General features: G+C 41.5%; 12 protein-coding genes. All 12 read left to right on the top strand.

Annotated features, from left to right (window positions below; genetic code table 11):
- Nucleotides 1-108 precede the first annotated feature (108 nt).
- The 12 genes from yqiS (at nucleotide 109) to BMSHG_RS10605 (ending at nucleotide 15,377) form a co-directional block, all read left to right on the top strand.
- On the top strand, nucleotides 109-1,014 hold the full coding sequence (gene yqiS / locus BMSHG_RS10660; protein WP_019154440.1) for a phosphate butyryltransferase: 906 nt from the start codon (nucleotides 109-111) through the stop codon (nucleotides 1,012-1,014).
- A 29-nt stretch (nucleotides 1,015-1,043) separates the two neighbouring features.
- Complete coding sequence (bcd, locus tag BMSHG_RS10655; protein WP_019154439.1) at nucleotides 1,044-2,138, top strand: branched-chain amino acid dehydrogenase; 1,095 nt, start codon at nucleotides 1,044-1,046, stop codon at nucleotides 2,136-2,138.
- Nucleotides 2,139-2,250: 112 nt separating this feature from the next.
- Nucleotides 2,251-3,372: a butyrate kinase gene (gene buk / locus BMSHG_RS10650; protein WP_034658761.1), complete on the top strand. Its 1,122-nt coding sequence runs from the start codon at nucleotides 2,251-2,253 to the stop codon at nucleotides 3,370-3,372.
- 18 nt (nucleotides 3,373-3,390) lie between these two features.
- Complete coding sequence (gene lpdA / locus BMSHG_RS10645) at nucleotides 3,391-4,812, top strand: dihydrolipoyl dehydrogenase (RefSeq protein WP_019154437.1); 1,422 nt, start codon at nucleotides 3,391-3,393, stop codon at nucleotides 4,810-4,812.
- A gap of 26 nt (nucleotides 4,813-4,838) precedes the next feature.
- Complete coding sequence (locus tag BMSHG_RS10640; RefSeq protein ID WP_019154436.1) at nucleotides 4,839-5,831, top strand: thiamine pyrophosphate-dependent dehydrogenase E1 component subunit alpha; 993 nt, start codon at nucleotides 4,839-4,841, stop codon at nucleotides 5,829-5,831.
- 14 nt (nucleotides 5,832-5,845) lie between these two features.
- Nucleotides 5,846-6,829: an alpha-ketoacid dehydrogenase subunit beta gene (locus BMSHG_RS10635; protein WP_019154435.1), complete on the top strand. Its 984-nt coding sequence runs from the start codon at nucleotides 5,846-5,848 to the stop codon at nucleotides 6,827-6,829.
- Between the two features lie 36 nt (nucleotides 6,830-6,865).
- Entirely contained in the window at nucleotides 6,866-8,134 is a 1,269-nt protein-coding gene (locus BMSHG_RS10630) for a dihydrolipoamide acetyltransferase family protein (protein ID WP_019154434.1), read from the top strand.
- A gap of 357 nt (nucleotides 8,135-8,491) precedes the next feature.
- On the top strand, nucleotides 8,492-10,318 hold the full coding sequence (locus BMSHG_RS10625) for a methylmalonyl-CoA mutase family protein (RefSeq protein ID WP_019154433.1): 1,827 nt from the start codon (nucleotides 8,492-8,494) through the stop codon (nucleotides 10,316-10,318).
- The gene (gene scpA / locus BMSHG_RS10620) at nucleotides 10,299-12,488 is read left to right on the top strand and encodes a methylmalonyl-CoA mutase (RefSeq protein ID WP_019154432.1); all 2,190 of its coding nucleotides are present in this window, start codon (nucleotides 10,299-10,301) and stop codon (nucleotides 12,486-12,488) included. Before BMSHG_RS10625 ends, scpA begins: the two co-directional genes overlap by 20 nt.
- 1 nt (nucleotide 12,489) lies before the next feature.
- Entirely contained in the window at nucleotides 12,490-13,614 is a 1,125-nt protein-coding gene (gene meaB, locus BMSHG_RS10615; protein ID WP_019154431.1) for a methylmalonyl Co-A mutase-associated GTPase MeaB, read from the top strand.
- Between the two features lie 250 nt (nucleotides 13,615-13,864).
- Complete coding sequence (locus tag BMSHG_RS10610) at nucleotides 13,865-14,302, top strand: BrxA/BrxB family bacilliredoxin (RefSeq protein WP_019154430.1); 438 nt, start codon at nucleotides 13,865-13,867, stop codon at nucleotides 14,300-14,302.
- A 79-nt stretch (nucleotides 14,303-14,381) separates the two neighbouring features.
- Nucleotides 14,382-15,377: an aromatic acid exporter family protein gene (locus BMSHG_RS10605; RefSeq protein WP_019154429.1), complete on the top strand. Its 996-nt coding sequence runs from the start codon at nucleotides 14,382-14,384 to the stop codon at nucleotides 15,375-15,377.
- Nucleotides 15,378-15,389: the final 12 nt, after the last annotated feature.

The raw sequence follows: 15,389 nt of genomic DNA, 5'->3' as shown, positions 1-15,389 counted from the left end.
ACTCTTTAAATTTGGCATGAAACTTGCGTGTTAATTTAATGTCAGAACGGTATTGTATTTGACCATGAAGAGGGAAAAATAGACAGAATATAGGGGGTTGAATACAGTTTGAAATTAGAAGCACTAGTTGATAAAGCCATCCAGTTTGAATTGATCACTGTAGCAGTAGCAGCTGCTGAGGATGAGGATGTTCTTGAAGCTGTGGCAGAAGCGGTGAAGAGAAAGCTGTCTCGGTTCCTTTTATTTGGAGATCGAGAGAAAATGCTCAATCTCATCAATGAAAAATTTCCTGAATTAACGAAAAACAGTGACATTCAAATCATTCATGCTCAAACGAATCAGCAAGCGGCTGAAAAGGCGGTAAAAGCTGTTCATTTAAATGAAGCGAATGTATTAATGAAGGGAAATGTTCAAACTGCTGTTATTTTAAAAGCAATTTTAAATAAAGAATATGGGTTAAGGACAGGAAATATCCTCTCCCACGTAGCTGTTTTTGAGATACCTGACTTTGAACGTTTACTCTTTATTACAGATGCCGCAATGAATCTGTATCCTGACCTTCAACAGAAAACACAAATCCTTCAAAATGCCGTTCGTATTGCAACAAGTGTAGGATTGGAGATGCCTCTCGTTGCTCCGATTGCGGCCGTTGAAGTGGTCAACCCAAATATGCAGGCAACCGTAGATGCCGCCGTTCTTACCCAAATGAATCGAAGAGGGCAAATTCCAAATTGCATTGTTGATGGACCACTTGCTTTAGATAATGCGATCTCAACTTTGGCGGCAGAGCATAAAGGGATCGAAAATGAAGTGGCGGGACAGGCAGATATTTTGCTTGTGCCAACGATAGAGGTTGGAAATGCGTTATATAAATCATTAACCTATTTTGCTAAGGCGAAAGTAGGAGGAGTCATTGCAGGGGCAAAAGCGCCGATTGTTCTGACATCGCGAGCTGATTCATCAGAAAGTAAGCTCTATTCCTTAGCTTTAGCCATTTGTTCTACTAAACATTGACGAATATTTATTAAGAGGAGAGATACAACATGGAAATTTTCAAGTATATGGAGTCATATGATTACGAACAGGTCGTTTTTTGCCAAGACAAACAATCTGGGTTAAAGGCGATTATTGCGATTCATGATACAACTTTAGGACCAGCACTGGGTGGAACACGTATGTGGACATATGAGTCAGAAGAAGCGGCGATTGAAGATGCACTTCGTCTAGCCAAAGGGATGACCTATAAAAACGCTGCTGCAGGATTAAATCTTGGCGGCGGGAAAACAGTAATTATCGGAGATCCACGTAAGGATAAAAATGAAGAAATGTTCCGTGCGTTTGGCCGCTATGTTCAAGGTCTAAATGGTCGTTACATTACTGCAGAAGATGTGGGAACAACGGTTGCTGATATGGACCTGATCCATGAGGAAACAGATTTTGTTACAGGAATTTCTCCTGCATTCGGTTCTTCAGGCAACCCATCTCCAGTTACAGCATATGGTGTCTATCGTGGAATGAAAGCAGCAGCGAAAGAAGCATTTGGAAATGATTCTTTAGAAGGTAAAATTGTCGCTGTTCAAGGTGTCGGAAACGTGGCTTATAATTTATGCCGCCATTTACATGAAGAAGGTGCAAGCCTGATTGTCACGGATATTAATAAAGAGGCTGTACAAAGAGCTGTTGAAGATTTTGGTGCAAAAGCAGTTGAACCGAACGAAATTTACGGTGTAGAGTGTGATATTTATGCTCCTTGTGCATTGGGTGCTGTCATTAATGATGATACGATTCCGCAGTTGAAAGCGAAGGTGATTGCCGGAGCAGCGAATAATCAGTTAAGAGAGACGACTCACGGTGACCTGATTCATGAAATGGGAATTGTGTATGCCCCTGATTATGTAATTAACGCAGGTGGAGTGATCAATGTTGCAGATGAGCTCTATGGCTATAATCGTGAGCGTGCGATGAAACGCGTGGAAACGATCTACCAAAACATTGAAAAGGTCATTGAAATTTCAAAGCGTGATGGAATTCCAACATACAAAGCGGCAGATAGAATGGCGGAAGAGAGAATTGAAAGGATGCGTAATTCTCGTAGCCAATTCCTTCAAAATGGTCACCACATTCTAAGCAGAAGATAAGGGAAGAAAAGCTGAAATGTATGACTAATTAACATTGAAAGGTGTCTAGCGCAAAGCTTCCGTTTTCAATCTGAATTCAATCGACGAAAAATAGGAAATTTGCGCTTTTCAAATGGAGGGTTACACAGTGCCAGAGTCAATCAATCGAATTCTTGTGATCAATCCAGGATCTACTTCAACGAAAATTGGTGTTTTCGATAATGAGAAATCGATTTTTGAAAAAACGATTCGTCATAGTAATGATGAAATCAATCAATTTAACAATATCATTGAGCAATACGAATTTCGTAAAAAAACGATTTTAGAATCTCTTGATAAAGATGGGATCAACATCTCCAAGCTAAAAGCAGTTTGTGGTCGCGGTGGTTTGCTTCGCCCGATTGAAGGTGGTACGTATCGAGTCAACGATGAAATGCTTTCTGATTTACGTGCTGGTTTTGCTGGAGAGCATGCATCTAATCTTGGTGGGATTATTGCGCATGAAATTGCTTCAGGGTTGAATATTCCTGCCTATATTGTCGATCCTGTTGTTGTAGATGAACTAGAGCCAATTGCTCGAATTTCAGGTTTTTCGTTAATTGATCGAAAAAGCATCTTCCATGCCCTAAACCAAAAAGCCGTTTCGAGGCGGGTCGCACAAGAACTTGGGAAGAAATATGAAGAGCTTAATTTGATTGTTGCCCATATGGGGGGCGGGATCACGGTTGGTGTACATAAAGAAGGAAGAGTGGTCGATGTGAATAATGGTCTTCACGGAGACGGACCATTCAGTCCAGAACGGGCAGGTACTGTCCCTGCTGGAGACTTGGTCGCCCTTTGTTATTCTGGCCAATACTTCTATGAGGAAATGATGAAGAAGTTAGTCGGACAAGGCGGGCTAGTTGGTTATTTACATACGAATGATGCCATTGCCGTTGAAAAAATGATTGAAAATGGCGATGAACAAGCAAAATTAGTGTATTCAGCGATGGCGTATCAAGTGGCAAAGGAGATTGGGTCTGCCAGTGCAGTCCTTTCAGGCAAAGTCGATGCGATCATTTTAACTGGCGGACTTGCTTACGGAAAAGAATTTGTGCAAGCGATTCGTGAAAGAGTGAAATGGATTGCCGATGTGATCGTGCATCCTGGAGAAAATGAGCTTCAAGCATTAGCAGAAGGAGCACTTAGAGTATTGCGGGGAGAGGAGCAGGAGAAACATTATCCGAACCCAGTGAGAAGCAGTGAGAGGATCTGAAAAAGGAGGGTATTTTTCATGGCAAAGGAATACGATTTAGTCATTCTTGGCGGCGGTACAGGGGGCTATGTTGCTGCTATTCGCGCATCCCAGCTAGGGCTTAAAACAGCGATTGTCGAGAAAGGAAAACTTGGCGGAACCTGTTTACATAAAGGCTGTATCCCAAGTAAAGCGTTGTTAAGAAGTGCGGAAGTGTTTGCGACAGCAAAGAAAAGTGCAGAGTTTGGTGTCGAAACAACAGGGGTTACATTAAACTTTGGCAAGGTACAAGAACGAAAGAATAAAATCATTGATCAGCTTCATAAAGGCGTTCAACATTTAATGAAGCAGGGGAAAATTGATGTGTTTGAAGGAATGGGAAGAATACTAGGCCCATCTATTTTCTCTCCTATGCCTGGAACGATTTCCGTAGAAATGAACGATGGAACAGAAAATGAAATGCTGATTCCGAAAAATGTCATCATCGGTACGGGTTCAAGACCACGTACTTTACCAGGCTTAGACATTGATGGTGAATGGGTCATGACATCAGATGAGGCGTTGCAAATGGAGTCACTTCCTAAATCTGTCATTATTGTCGGTGGCGGCGTCATTGGAATCGAATGGGCATCGATGCTTTCTGACTTTGGTGTGGAAGTAACGGTGATTGAATACGCAGATCGCATCATTCCAACGGAAGATAAGGAAATTTCGAAGGAAATGCAACGCCTAATGAAGAAACGAAAAATTACTGTTGTGACAAATGCAAAGGTGTTACCGGAAACGCTTCAAAAGGGCGAAGGTGTGACCATTTCCGCAGAAATAAAAGGCACCGAAAAGCAATTTAAAGCGGATAAAATGCTCGTGTCTGTAGGCCGTATGGCAAACACTGAAGGAATTGGTCTTGAAAATACAGAGATTCAAGTGGAAAAAGGTTTCATTGTTACGAACGATTATTACCAAACAAAGGAATCTCACATTTACGCCATTGGAGACTGTATCGGTGGCTTACAGCTCGCTCATGTTGCCTCACATGAAGGTATCGTAGCAGTTGAGCATATCGCTGGAGAACATCCGTCTCCACTTGATTATCACTTGATTTCAAGATGCATTTACAGTTCTCCTGAGGTAGCAAGTGTTGGTTATACAGAGGAAGAAGCAAAGGAAAAGGGATACAAAGTGAAAGTCGGCAAATTCTCCTTCCGCGCAATTGGGAAGGCCCTCGTCTTTGGTGAATCAGACGGCTTTGTGAAAATGATTGCTGATGAAGAAAGCGATGATATATTAGGAGTTCATATGATTGGGCCACATGTAACAGACATGATTTCTGAGGCTGGTTTGGCTCAAGTGTTGGATGCGACACCATGGGAAGTGGCTCATACGATCCATCCACATCCAACGTTATCGGAAGCGATAGGCGAAGCGGCATTAGCCGTTGATGGCAAGGCGATACATGGATAAGATTATTTTCTCGGGAGGGAATGGAATTGACTGAGAATCGTCATAGCGCTCTTGGACTGAGCGATGAAAAAGTACTAGAAATGTATGAAACAATGCTACTGGCAAGACGGATTGATGAACGGATGTGGCTTTTAAACCGCGCGGGTAAGATCCCATTTGTCATCTCTTGTCAAGGACAGGAAGCAGCACAAGTCGGTGCTGCATTTGCATTAGATAAGGAAAAAGATTATGCACTACCGTATTATCGTGATATGGGAGTTGTTTTAAGATTTGGGATGACGGCAAGAGAATTAATGCTTTCAGCTTTTGCGAAAGCGGAAGATCCAAACTCGGGTGGCCGTCAAATGCCTGGCCATTTTGGTCAAAAGAAAAACCGCATTGTTACCGGTTCATCTCCTGTAACAACACAGGTTCCTCATGCAGTAGGAGTTGCATTAGCGGGAAAAATGGAAGGCAAAGATCTGGTCACCTTCGTCACCTTTGGGGAAGGTTCATCCAATCAGGGTGATTTCCATGAAGGCGCTAATTTCGCCGGTGTTCATAAGCTTCCTGTTATATTTATGTGTGAGAATAATAAATACGCGATTTCTGTTCCAATCGAAAAACAGCTCGCTTGTGAACATGTTTCCGATCGTGCGGTTGGTTATGGAATGCCAGGAATCACGGTAAATGGAAATGATCCATTAGAAGTTTATGGGGCTGTTAAAGAAGCGGCTGATAGAGGTCGACGCGGCGAGGGACCATCTTTAATTGAAACAGTATCCTATCGTTTAACACCACATTCATCTGATGATGATGACCGTAGCTACCGTGCACCTGATGAGGTTGCTGAGGCGAAAACGAAGGACCCCATTATTACTTTTGGGGCTTACTTGAAGGAAAATGGAATTATGAATGATGAGCTTGAAAAAGAAATCAATGATCGTGTGATGAAGATTGTGAATGAAGCAACAGATTATGCAGAAAACGCTCCATACGCAGAGGCAGATTATGCGATGAAGCATGTGTATGCAGAGTAAGGGGGAATGTTGAAATGGCTGTCATTTCTTATATAGATGCAGTGACGATGGCAATTCGTGAAGAAATGGAAAGAGACCCTAAAGTATTTGTTCTTGGTGAAGATGTAGGGAAAAAGGGCGGAGTGTTTAAAGCGACACAAGGGTTATATGAACAATTTGGGGAAGAAAGAGTCATTGATACCCCCCTCGCTGAATCTGCCATTGCCGGAGTAGGAATTGGTGCGGCGATGTATGGCATGCGTCCGATTGCTGAAATGCAATTTGCTGATTTCATCATGCCAGCAGTAAACCAAATCATTTCAGAAGCGGCTAAAATCCGTTATCGCTCCAATAATGATTGGAATTGTCCGATTGTGATTCGTGCACCATATGGTGGTGGAATTCACGGGGCATTATACCATTCCCAATCGGTTGAAGCGGTATTTGCCAACCAGCCTGGTTTAAAAATTGTGATGCCTTCAACCCCTTATGATGTGAAAGGGTTATTAAAGGCAGCAATTCGTGATGAAGATCCAGTCCTCTTTTTCGAGCATAAAAGAGCGTATCGTTTAATTAAAGGGGAAGTACCTACTGATGATTATGTACTTCCAATTGGGAAAGCGGATGTCAAGCGTGAAGGAGAAGATATCACGGTTATCACATATGGCTTATGTGTTCATTTTGCCCTACAAGCGGCTGAACGCCTTGCAAGTGATGGCATTTCTGCTCATATTTTAGATTTACGTACCGTTTACCCGTTGGATAAAGAAGCGATTATCGAAGCCGCTCGAAAGACAGGGAAGGTATTGCTAATTACAGAAGATAATAAAGAAGGCAGCATTATAGGAGAAGTATCCGCGATTATTGCAGAAAATTGCCTCTTCGATTTAGATGCCCCAATTAAGCGCTTAGCAGGACCTGATGTTCCAGCCATGCCATATGCACCGACAATGGAAAAACATTTCATGGTCAATCCAGATAAAGTGGAAAAAGCAATGCGAGAGTTGGCCGAATTTTAAATAGATAGAAAGCTTAAATGAAGGAGGTAATTCGAATTGGCAATTGAACAAATTAAAATGCCTCAATTAGGTGAAAGTGTGACAGAAGGTACGATAAGTAAGTGGCTTGTATCAGTGGGGGATAAAGTCAATAAGTATGATCCGCTTGCTGAAGTAATGACAGACAAGGTAAATGCAGAAATTCCTTCCTCTTTTTCCGGCGTCATTAAAGAACTTATTGCGGAAGAAGGGGATACATTAGCAGTAGGTGAAGTAATTTGCTCTGTTGAAGTAGAAGGTGGCGCTGACGTTAATGTGGAAGAGGCTCCTGCTCAGAAAGAAGAAGCTTCCAGCACAAATGTTTCTCAGGACACGAGCAATAAAGCTCGTTATTCACCTGCCGTATTAAAGCTCTCCCAAGAACATGACATTGACTTAAGCCTTGTTCAAGGAAGCGGGGCAGGTGGACGTATTACCCGGAAGGATATTTTAAAGATAGTTGAATCTGGTGAAATTCCAAAGGCTACTCAAACGGAAGTGTCGCCTACAAAAGCAGTGGAAACTGCACCAAATCCTCCAGTGGAAGCAAAACCAATGGCTTCTGCACCATCTGTTCCTGTTAGCGCTAGCGATACTGAAATTCCAGTAACAGGCGTAAGAAAAGCGATCGCAGCGAATATGCTTAGGAGCAAGCATGAAATTCCACATGCTTGGACGATGATGGAAGTCGATGTTACGAACTTAGTAGAATATCGTAATTCTTTAAAGGATGACTTCAAGAAAAAAGAAGGTTTCAATTTAACATTCTTTGCCTTTTTCGTTAAAGCCGTTGCACAAGCGTTAAAGGAGTTTCCACAAATGAATTCAATGTGGGCAGGAGATAAAATTATCCAGAAAAAAGAGATTAATATTTCTATCGCAGTTGCGACGGATGATGCGTTGTTTGTTCCAGTCATTAAAGCGGCTGATGAGAAAACGATTAAAGGAATCGCTCGTGAGATCACAGAGTACGCAACAAAGGTTCGCGCTGGTAAATTAACAGGTGAAGACATGCAAGGTGGTACATTTACGGTAAACAATACCGGCTCATTCGGTTCCGTTCAATCAATGGGAATCATTAATTATCCGCAGGCAGCTATTTTACAAGTAGAATCAATTGTGAAGCGTCCTGTAGTCTTAAATGGAATGATTGCTGTTCGTGATATGGTGAATCTCTGTTTATCCCTTGATCACCGTGTCCTTGATGGCTTGGTTTGTGGACGTTTCCTACAAAGAGTAAAAGAAATTCTTGAAAATACAAGCAAAGACAACACATCGATTTATTAAAAGTTCCTGAAGAAGACCGTTACTTGATTACGGTCTTCTTCTTTTCTCTCCCGTTGCTAGAATGAAAATCGTGTACTACAATAGTTGTATCAAAAGGTTTCTTTTTTTAGAAAGGCTCTTTTCGCAAATATTGTTGCTTTTGGATAATAATAAGAGTCCAATTATCCTACAATTCCTCTTACAGAATGATAAAGAGGAAGTGAAAAGTGCCGTCGCGAACTTAATGTATGGCACTGCCCATGATATATGGGTAAAAACCGGAGTCTGGGTTTTTACAAAAAACCACAATCTATACGAAAACAGCGTTTAGAAAAAATAATCGGAATTTTTAATAACCTTATGGAAGGTGGAGAAAAAATGCGAGAGCAGTCGTTTCCAACAGCCTCTATTGAGGATTGGGTTGAAAAAAGCGAGCAATCCATGAAGGGGAAAAAGATTGAAACGCTTGAGAAGAATACATATGAGCAAATAAAATTGAAACCGCTTTATACAAAAAACGACCAAACCGATTTAAGTCCATTTCCAGGGCAATCAGATTTTAGAAGGGGGATTCAGCCTCTTGGCTACTTAGCTCACCCATGGAAAGTAGCGCAAAAACTTTCGATTGAGGGAGATTTGAGAGAAGAGCTGGATTCAGCTTTCTTGAAGGGGCAAACAGCGATCGCCTTTGAGGTGAGTGATGCTGTCTTGACGCATTTAAAAGATTTAGAAGAAAAGCATCTCGCATATCCATTTTCTATCAACGCCAAACATCATCATCCGATTTTTATAGACGAACTTCAAAGGTTACCATTTTCACAGAAGAGTCACGGTTATATTGGCTTCGACCCAATTGCTACATTGACAGAAGTGGGGAAAGATAAGATTGAAGAGTCTTATCAGCAATTAGTGGAGACGGTCAACGACGGAATCAGTAATCTCCCACATCTTCGGACTATTTTAGTCGATACTGTACCATATCATAACGGCGGTGCTCAGGCTGTTCAGGAGTTGGCTTTTGCCATTGCCACAGGAGTCGAGCATATTGAAGAGCTTACTGAACGTGGATTATCCCTTCATGCCATTCTCTCAAAGCTTGTGTTTCAATTTTCAATTGGCTCAAACTTCTTTATGGAATTAGCAAAGCTAAGAGCTGCTAGAATGCTTTGGGATAAAGTGACGGAAGCATACGGCGTTGCGGAGGAAAATCGTGGAATGGTGATCTCGGCGTTCACTTCTAGCTTCACAAAAACAGTTTTTGATCCGTACGTGAATTTGCTTAGAGCTGGGAATGAAGCTTTTGCGGCTGTTCTGGGTGGAATTCAATATTTACATGTTAGTCCTTTTAACGAGCCTGAAGGAAAGACAACCGCATTTTCAGAGCGAATTGCTCGAAATATGCAATTGATTTTACGAGATGAAGCCCATTTGGCTAAAACAATCGATCCAGCAGGTGGTTCATGGTATGTTGAGTATTTAACACAAGAGCTTGTCATAAAAGCGTGGGAGTTGTTTCTTGAGATCGATGAAAAAGGCGGAATGGTTGAAGGACTTAAACAAGGATGGATTCAAACTGAGATTGCGAAAGTTAGAGAGAAGAGGAACGAGTCGATTGCAACGAGAAAACAAACGATCGTTGGGACCAATAAATATGCAGATTTACAAGGTGAATCCTTGAAAATTACTGTGAAAAATGTGGCGCAGCATAAAGGCGACGTTCCACTCATTCCACAAGGAAGATTATCGGAATCCTATGAAGAACTCAGATTTCAAGCTCAGCAACTAAAAAAACAGGGACTCGATCCCACTATCGGATTGATCACTTTAGGAGAATTAAAGTCTCATAAAGTTCGCACTGATTTTATAAAAGGGTTTCTTGCTCCAGGAGGAATTGCTGGGAAAAATAGTGATGAGATTCAATCATTAGATGAAGCACTAAATTTTGTTAAACAAACGGGGTTAAAGCATTACTGTCTTTGTGGTGCCAATGAACAGTATGCAGCTATCGGGGCAGACTTTGCTGTGAATATGAAGCAAACTTTTCCACATATCCGCTTGTTTGTTGCAGGTATTCCAGAAGAACGAGAAAACTGGGAAAAAGCCGGAATTGATGGATTCATTCATGTAAAGAGCAATTGCTATCAAAGCCTTGCTGCTATTTTAGCTGATTTGGAGGTGGGCATTGATGATGAAGCCGAATTTTAAAGAAATTTCCTTATTTGAGAAGAAGGACAAATCCAAGGAAGTGTGGCAACAAAAGGCTGAAGAGGAAATGGCTCAGAAGATAGAGGAGCTTTTATTTGAAACCAATGAACAAATCAAAATTAAAGCGCTCTATACCGACGAGGATAGGCAGGGCTTAGAGCAGTTGGATCACTTACCAGGAATGCCACCATATACAAGAGGCCCGTATCCAACAATGTATGTTAATCGACCATGGACTGTCCGTCAATATGCTGGATTCTCCACGGCAGAGGAAAGCAATGCTTTTTACCGAAGAAATTTAGCGATGGGGCAAAAGGGGCTTTCGGTTGCCTTTGATTTAGCTACCCATCGAGGCTATGATTCTGATCATCCTAGAGTTGTAGGGGATGTAGGGAAAGCGGGTGTGGCGATTGATTCAGTTCTCGACATGAAAACCCTCTTTGACGGTATCCCACTTGATCAAATGTCTGTATCAATGACCATGAATGGTGCGGTTCTCCCCATTATGGCATTTTATATCGTAACGGCAGAAGAACAAGGCGTCTCACAAGAAAAGCTTTCTGGAACGATTCAAAATGATATTTTGAAAGAATATATGGTTCGTAATACGTACATTTATCCTCCTGAAATGTCAATGAAAATCATTGCTGATATTTTTAAATATACTTCTACCTATATGCCGAAGTTTAATAGTATTAGTATTTCTGGCTATCACATGCAAGAAGCAGGGGCACCAGCTGATATTGAGCTTGCTTATACGTTAGCAGATGGTCTTGAGTACGTTCGGACTGGATTGAAGGCTGGGATTGAAATTGATTCCTTTGCACCAAGACTGTCGTTCTTTTGGGCAATTGGTATGAATTACTTTATGGAAGTGGCCAAAATGAGAGCCGCTCGTCTTATTTGGGCAAAAATGATGAAAACCTTTGAACCGAAAAATCCGAAATCGATGGCATTACGTACTCACTCGCAAACATCTGGCTGGAGCTTGACAGAACAGGATCCCTTTAATAATGTCACAAGAACCTTGATTGAAGCTCATGCAGCGGCAATGGGGCATACACAATCGCTGCATACGAATGCCCTTGATGAAGCCATTGCACTACCAACAGATTTTTCTGCCCGAATTGCCCGTAATACCCAGTTGTTTTTACAAGAAGAGACGGGAATTACGGATGTTATTGATCCGTGGGCGGGCTCTTATTATGTAGAAGCTTTAACCGCACAGATCGCAGACCGAGCATGGGAACATATTGAGGAAATTGAAAAGCTTGGTGGAATGGCGAAGGCGATTGAAACGGGACTTCCAAAAATGAAAATTGAAGAAGCAGCAGCCAAGCGTCAAGCACAAATTGATTCTGGAAAAGAAACGATTATAGGTGTCAATAAATATAGGTTGGAGACGGAAGAACCAATTGAAATCCTTGATATTGATAATACGGCAGTCCGCTTAAGACAAATTGAAAAACTAGAAAAGCTAAAGTCTACCCGAGATGGGCTAAAGGTGCAGGAAGCTTTAAGGGCAATTACAGAAGCAGCTGAAACAGGAGAAGGGAATCTTTTACAATTGGCTGTTGAAGCAGCGCGTGCCCGAGCAACACTAGGGGAAATTTCTGCTGCGATTGAAACGGTTGCCCACCGTCATAAAGCAGTGATTCGTTCTGTTAGTGGTGTCTATAGCTCTGCTTTTTCAAATGAAGAAGAAATGGCAGAAGTTCAAAGAATGACTGAGGAATTTTCCGAAAATGAAGGACGACGTCCACGAATTTTAATTGCTAAAATGGGGCAGGATGGTCATGATCGGGGAGCGAAAGTGATTTCGACTGCTTTTGCTGATTTAGGTTTTGACGTCGATATCGGTCCGTTGTTCCAAACACCGGAAGAAACGGCCCTTCAAGCTGTTGAAAATGATGTCCATGTTATTGGCATGAGCTCATTAGCTGCAGGACATAAAACGCTGCTTCCGCAATTACGTGCAGAATTAAAGAAGCTTGGAAGAGAAGATATATTAGTTGTAGTCGGTGGCGTTATTCCTGCTCAAGACTATCAATTCCTTTATGAAAATGGGGCAGCTGCCATATTTGGACCTGGAACTGTTATTCCGGTTGCAGCACAGAAGGTCATTGTTGCCATTTACGAAAGCCTAGGCTATGAGGAAGTGTCAAATTAATATGACTGAAGATAAGAAACCAGAATGGATCGATCCGAATAACTCTGATAAGTTCACAACGGTTGTACGAACAGGGGTTAAAAGTGAAAAAGCGGCATCATTTGAAACAAAAAAGGCTCGATTTCAAAAAAAACGCGGCAGTGAACCATCGATTGATGAGCTATATAAAGGGGTATTAGAAGGTGAACGAACTCATTTAGCAAGAGCGATAACGCTGATTGAAAGCAATGCGGAACATCATTTTCAGCAAGCGCAAAAGCTTCTGCAGAAACTACTGCCTCATTCTGGAAAGGCTTTACGGATTGGGATAACAGGTGTACCAGGAGCTGGAAAGAGTACATTCATTGAGGCGTTTGGAACCTTTCTATGTGAAAAAGGGCTGAAAGTAGCGGTTTTAGCAGTTGATCCAAGCTCCAGCATTAGCGGTGGCAGTATTCTTGGAGACAAAACGAGAATGGAACAGCTCTCAAGAAATCGAAATGCCTTTATTCGACCATCGCCGTCAAGCGGAAAGCTTGGCGGGGTCCACCGCAAAACGAGGGAAACGATGATCGTCTGTGAAGCTGCGGGGTTTGATGTGATCTTAGTGGAAACAGTCGGAGTCGGCCAAAGTGAAGTGATTGTTCGTGAAATGGTCGATTTTTTCATGCTCCTTGTTTTAACAGGGGCTGGGGATGAGCTTCAAGGCATGAAAAAAGGAATTATGGAGCTTGCTGACGGGGTATTTGTAAATAAAGCGGATGGACAAAATAAAAAACGAGCTGAAAAGACGATGAAAGAATACAATCAAATTCTTCATTTTCTCCAGCCGGCGACGAAAGGATGGACAACAAAAGCTTACACATGCTCGGCGTTGAAAAACGAAGGGATTGAGCGTGTATGGAAAACAGTGAAAGCATTCGAGGATACGACCAAACAATCAGGTGTTTTTGAAGAACGGCGTAGAGTCCAGACGAAAGAATGGATGAAATCGATGATTATCGATCAGCTTCAGGCGAATTTCTTTTATCATCCACTTGTAAGAGAGTTGCTACCAAAGTATGAAAATGAGGTTATTGCCGGAGATAGGACCGTCACTTCAGCGGTAGACAGTCTTTTTCAACATTTTTTCAAGGCGAATAAATAAAAAAAGGACTACCATTCTACATGGTAGCCAATAGGGGTAATTATGGGATAGATCTTGCTTACGGTGTATTTACCCATATCGATAAAAATAAAACATCTTTTAAAAAATTTTTTTAAAAATGTGATCAAGTTCATTTCCAACTCGGTTAAATTAAAGGATAATTACGAGTGGAATGGTTGTAAATAAAGTGCTTATATTGGTATTATGTAGAAGAGAGTACAGATTAAAAACACAAAAGGGAGCGATATAGATGAACATGGATTTTAATTTATTCATGAACGATGTAGTTCGCCAAGCTCGACAGGAAATTGTCGCAGCAGGATATAAAGAGTTATCAACTCCTGAAGAAGTGGACGAAACATTACAACAAAAAGGGACAACACTCGTCATGGTGAATTCGGTTTGTGGATGTGCCGGTGGGATTGCTCGCCCAGCTGCTATGCACTCCCTTCATTACGATAAGAGACCGGAACGATTAGTAACAGTATTCGCTGGACAGGATAAGGAAGCGACAGAAAAAGCTCGCTCTTACTTTACTGGATATCCGCCGTCTTCTCCTTCTTTTGCATTACTTAAGGATGGAAAGATTGTTACAATGATTGAGCGTCACGATATTGAAGGGCATGGTCCAATGGATGTTGTGCAAAAATTACAGGCTGCATTTGAACAATATTGTGAAGAAGTTTAAGACCTCGGTTTTTTCCGAGGTTTTTTTGATACAATAAGGGTTGCGAATATGAAAAATTGAAGTAACTTCGGGGGGATTTATGAAATTTCGGATAGGATATCGGACAATCAAGACGGCGCTAGGTACGACATTATCGATTCTACTTGCCCAAACAATCGGTCTTCATAATTTTGCATCAGCTGGGATTTTAACGATTCTTTGTATCAAGCCAACGAAAGTAAAATCGGTCAAGGCGTCTTGGGATCGAGTTCTAGCTTGCATGATCGCCATGGCGTTTTCGACTCTTTTCTTTGAGGGCATTACTTACCATCCCATTACAATTGGCTTAATGCTCTTATTTTTTATTCCGACAGCAGTGATGTTTAGGGCGCAAGAAGGGATCGTCTCAAGTAGTGTCATCATTCTTCATATTTATATGGCAGGGAATGTGACATTTGAACTTATTCTTAACGAATTAGGAATTGTCATTATTGGGGTCGGGATGGCTCTTATCATGAATCTTTATATGCCAAGTGCAGAGAAGAAATTAGTTCAACTCCAGGCTGAGTTGGAAGAGAATTTTCGAAAAATCATGCTCGAAATCGTTCACTACTTAAGGACTAGTGACAGTAGCTGGGACGGAAGTGAGCTAACGAAGACAGCGAGAGTCATTGATGAAGCAAAAACTTTGGCATTTCACGATGTCGAGAATCACTTTCGCCGCAACGAAAATCTTTACTACCATTATTTTAAAATGCGAGAAAAACAATTCGAGATTATTGAACGGATTTTACCATTAGTTGCTTCTTTACCCGTTACCGTCGTACAAGGACAAATGATTGGTGATTTTCTCGAAGAATTAGCCGAATACATAAGTCCAGGAGAAGTACCAAAAAATTTTCTTGAAAATTTGTTAGAGATGAGAGAAGAGTTTCAAAGTATGGAACTTCCCCAGACTCGTGAAGAATTCGAAGTTCGCGCTTCCCTTCTGCAACTAACAAAGGAAATGGAACAGTATTTAATGTTAAAAAACTCTTTTAAATATTTGAAAAGAGAAAAGAAAAAATATCGAAAAGGTAGTGTAGAACTGCAATAAATTGCTTTCAAA

This window comes from Robertmurraya massiliosenegalensis JC6 (genome assembly GCF_000311725.1).
In the GTDB taxonomy this organism is placed as follows: Bacteria; Bacillota; Bacilli; order Bacillales; family Cytobacillaceae; genus Robertmurraya; species Robertmurraya massiliosenegalensis.
The sequence above is the reverse complement of the archived record's forward strand: the minus strand, read 5'-3'. Positions and strand labels throughout refer to the sequence as shown.

Excerpts from the sequence above, each read along its gene's own strand:
- bcd (WP_019154439.1), top strand. The coding sequence starts at position 1,044 with ATGGAAATTTTCAAGTATATGGAGTCATATGATTACGAACAGGTCGTT.
- buk (WP_034658761.1), top strand. The coding sequence starts at position 2,251 with ATGGAGGGTTACACAGTGCCAGAGTCAATCAATCGAATTCTTGTGATC.
- lpdA (WP_019154437.1), top strand. The coding sequence starts at position 3,391 with ATGGCAAAGGAATACGATTTAGTCATTCTTGGCGGCGGTACAGGGGGC.
- BMSHG_RS10635 (WP_019154435.1), top strand. The coding sequence starts at position 5,846 with ATGGCTGTCATTTCTTATATAGATGCAGTGACGATGGCAATTCGTGAA.
- BMSHG_RS10625 (WP_019154433.1), top strand. The coding sequence starts at position 8,492 with ATGCGAGAGCAGTCGTTTCCAACAGCCTCTATTGAGGATTGGGTTGAA.
- scpA (WP_019154432.1), top strand. The coding sequence starts at position 10,299 with ATGATGAAGCCGAATTTTAAAGAAATTTCCTTATTTGAGAAGAAGGAC.
- meaB (WP_019154431.1), top strand. The coding sequence starts at position 12,490 with ATGACTGAAGATAAGAAACCAGAATGGATCGATCCGAATAACTCTGAT.
- BMSHG_RS10610 (WP_019154430.1), top strand. The coding sequence starts at position 13,865 with ATGAACATGGATTTTAATTTATTCATGAACGATGTAGTTCGCCAAGCT.
- BMSHG_RS10605 (WP_019154429.1), top strand. The coding sequence starts at position 14,382 with ATGAAATTTCGGATAGGATATCGGACAATCAAGACGGCGCTAGGTACG.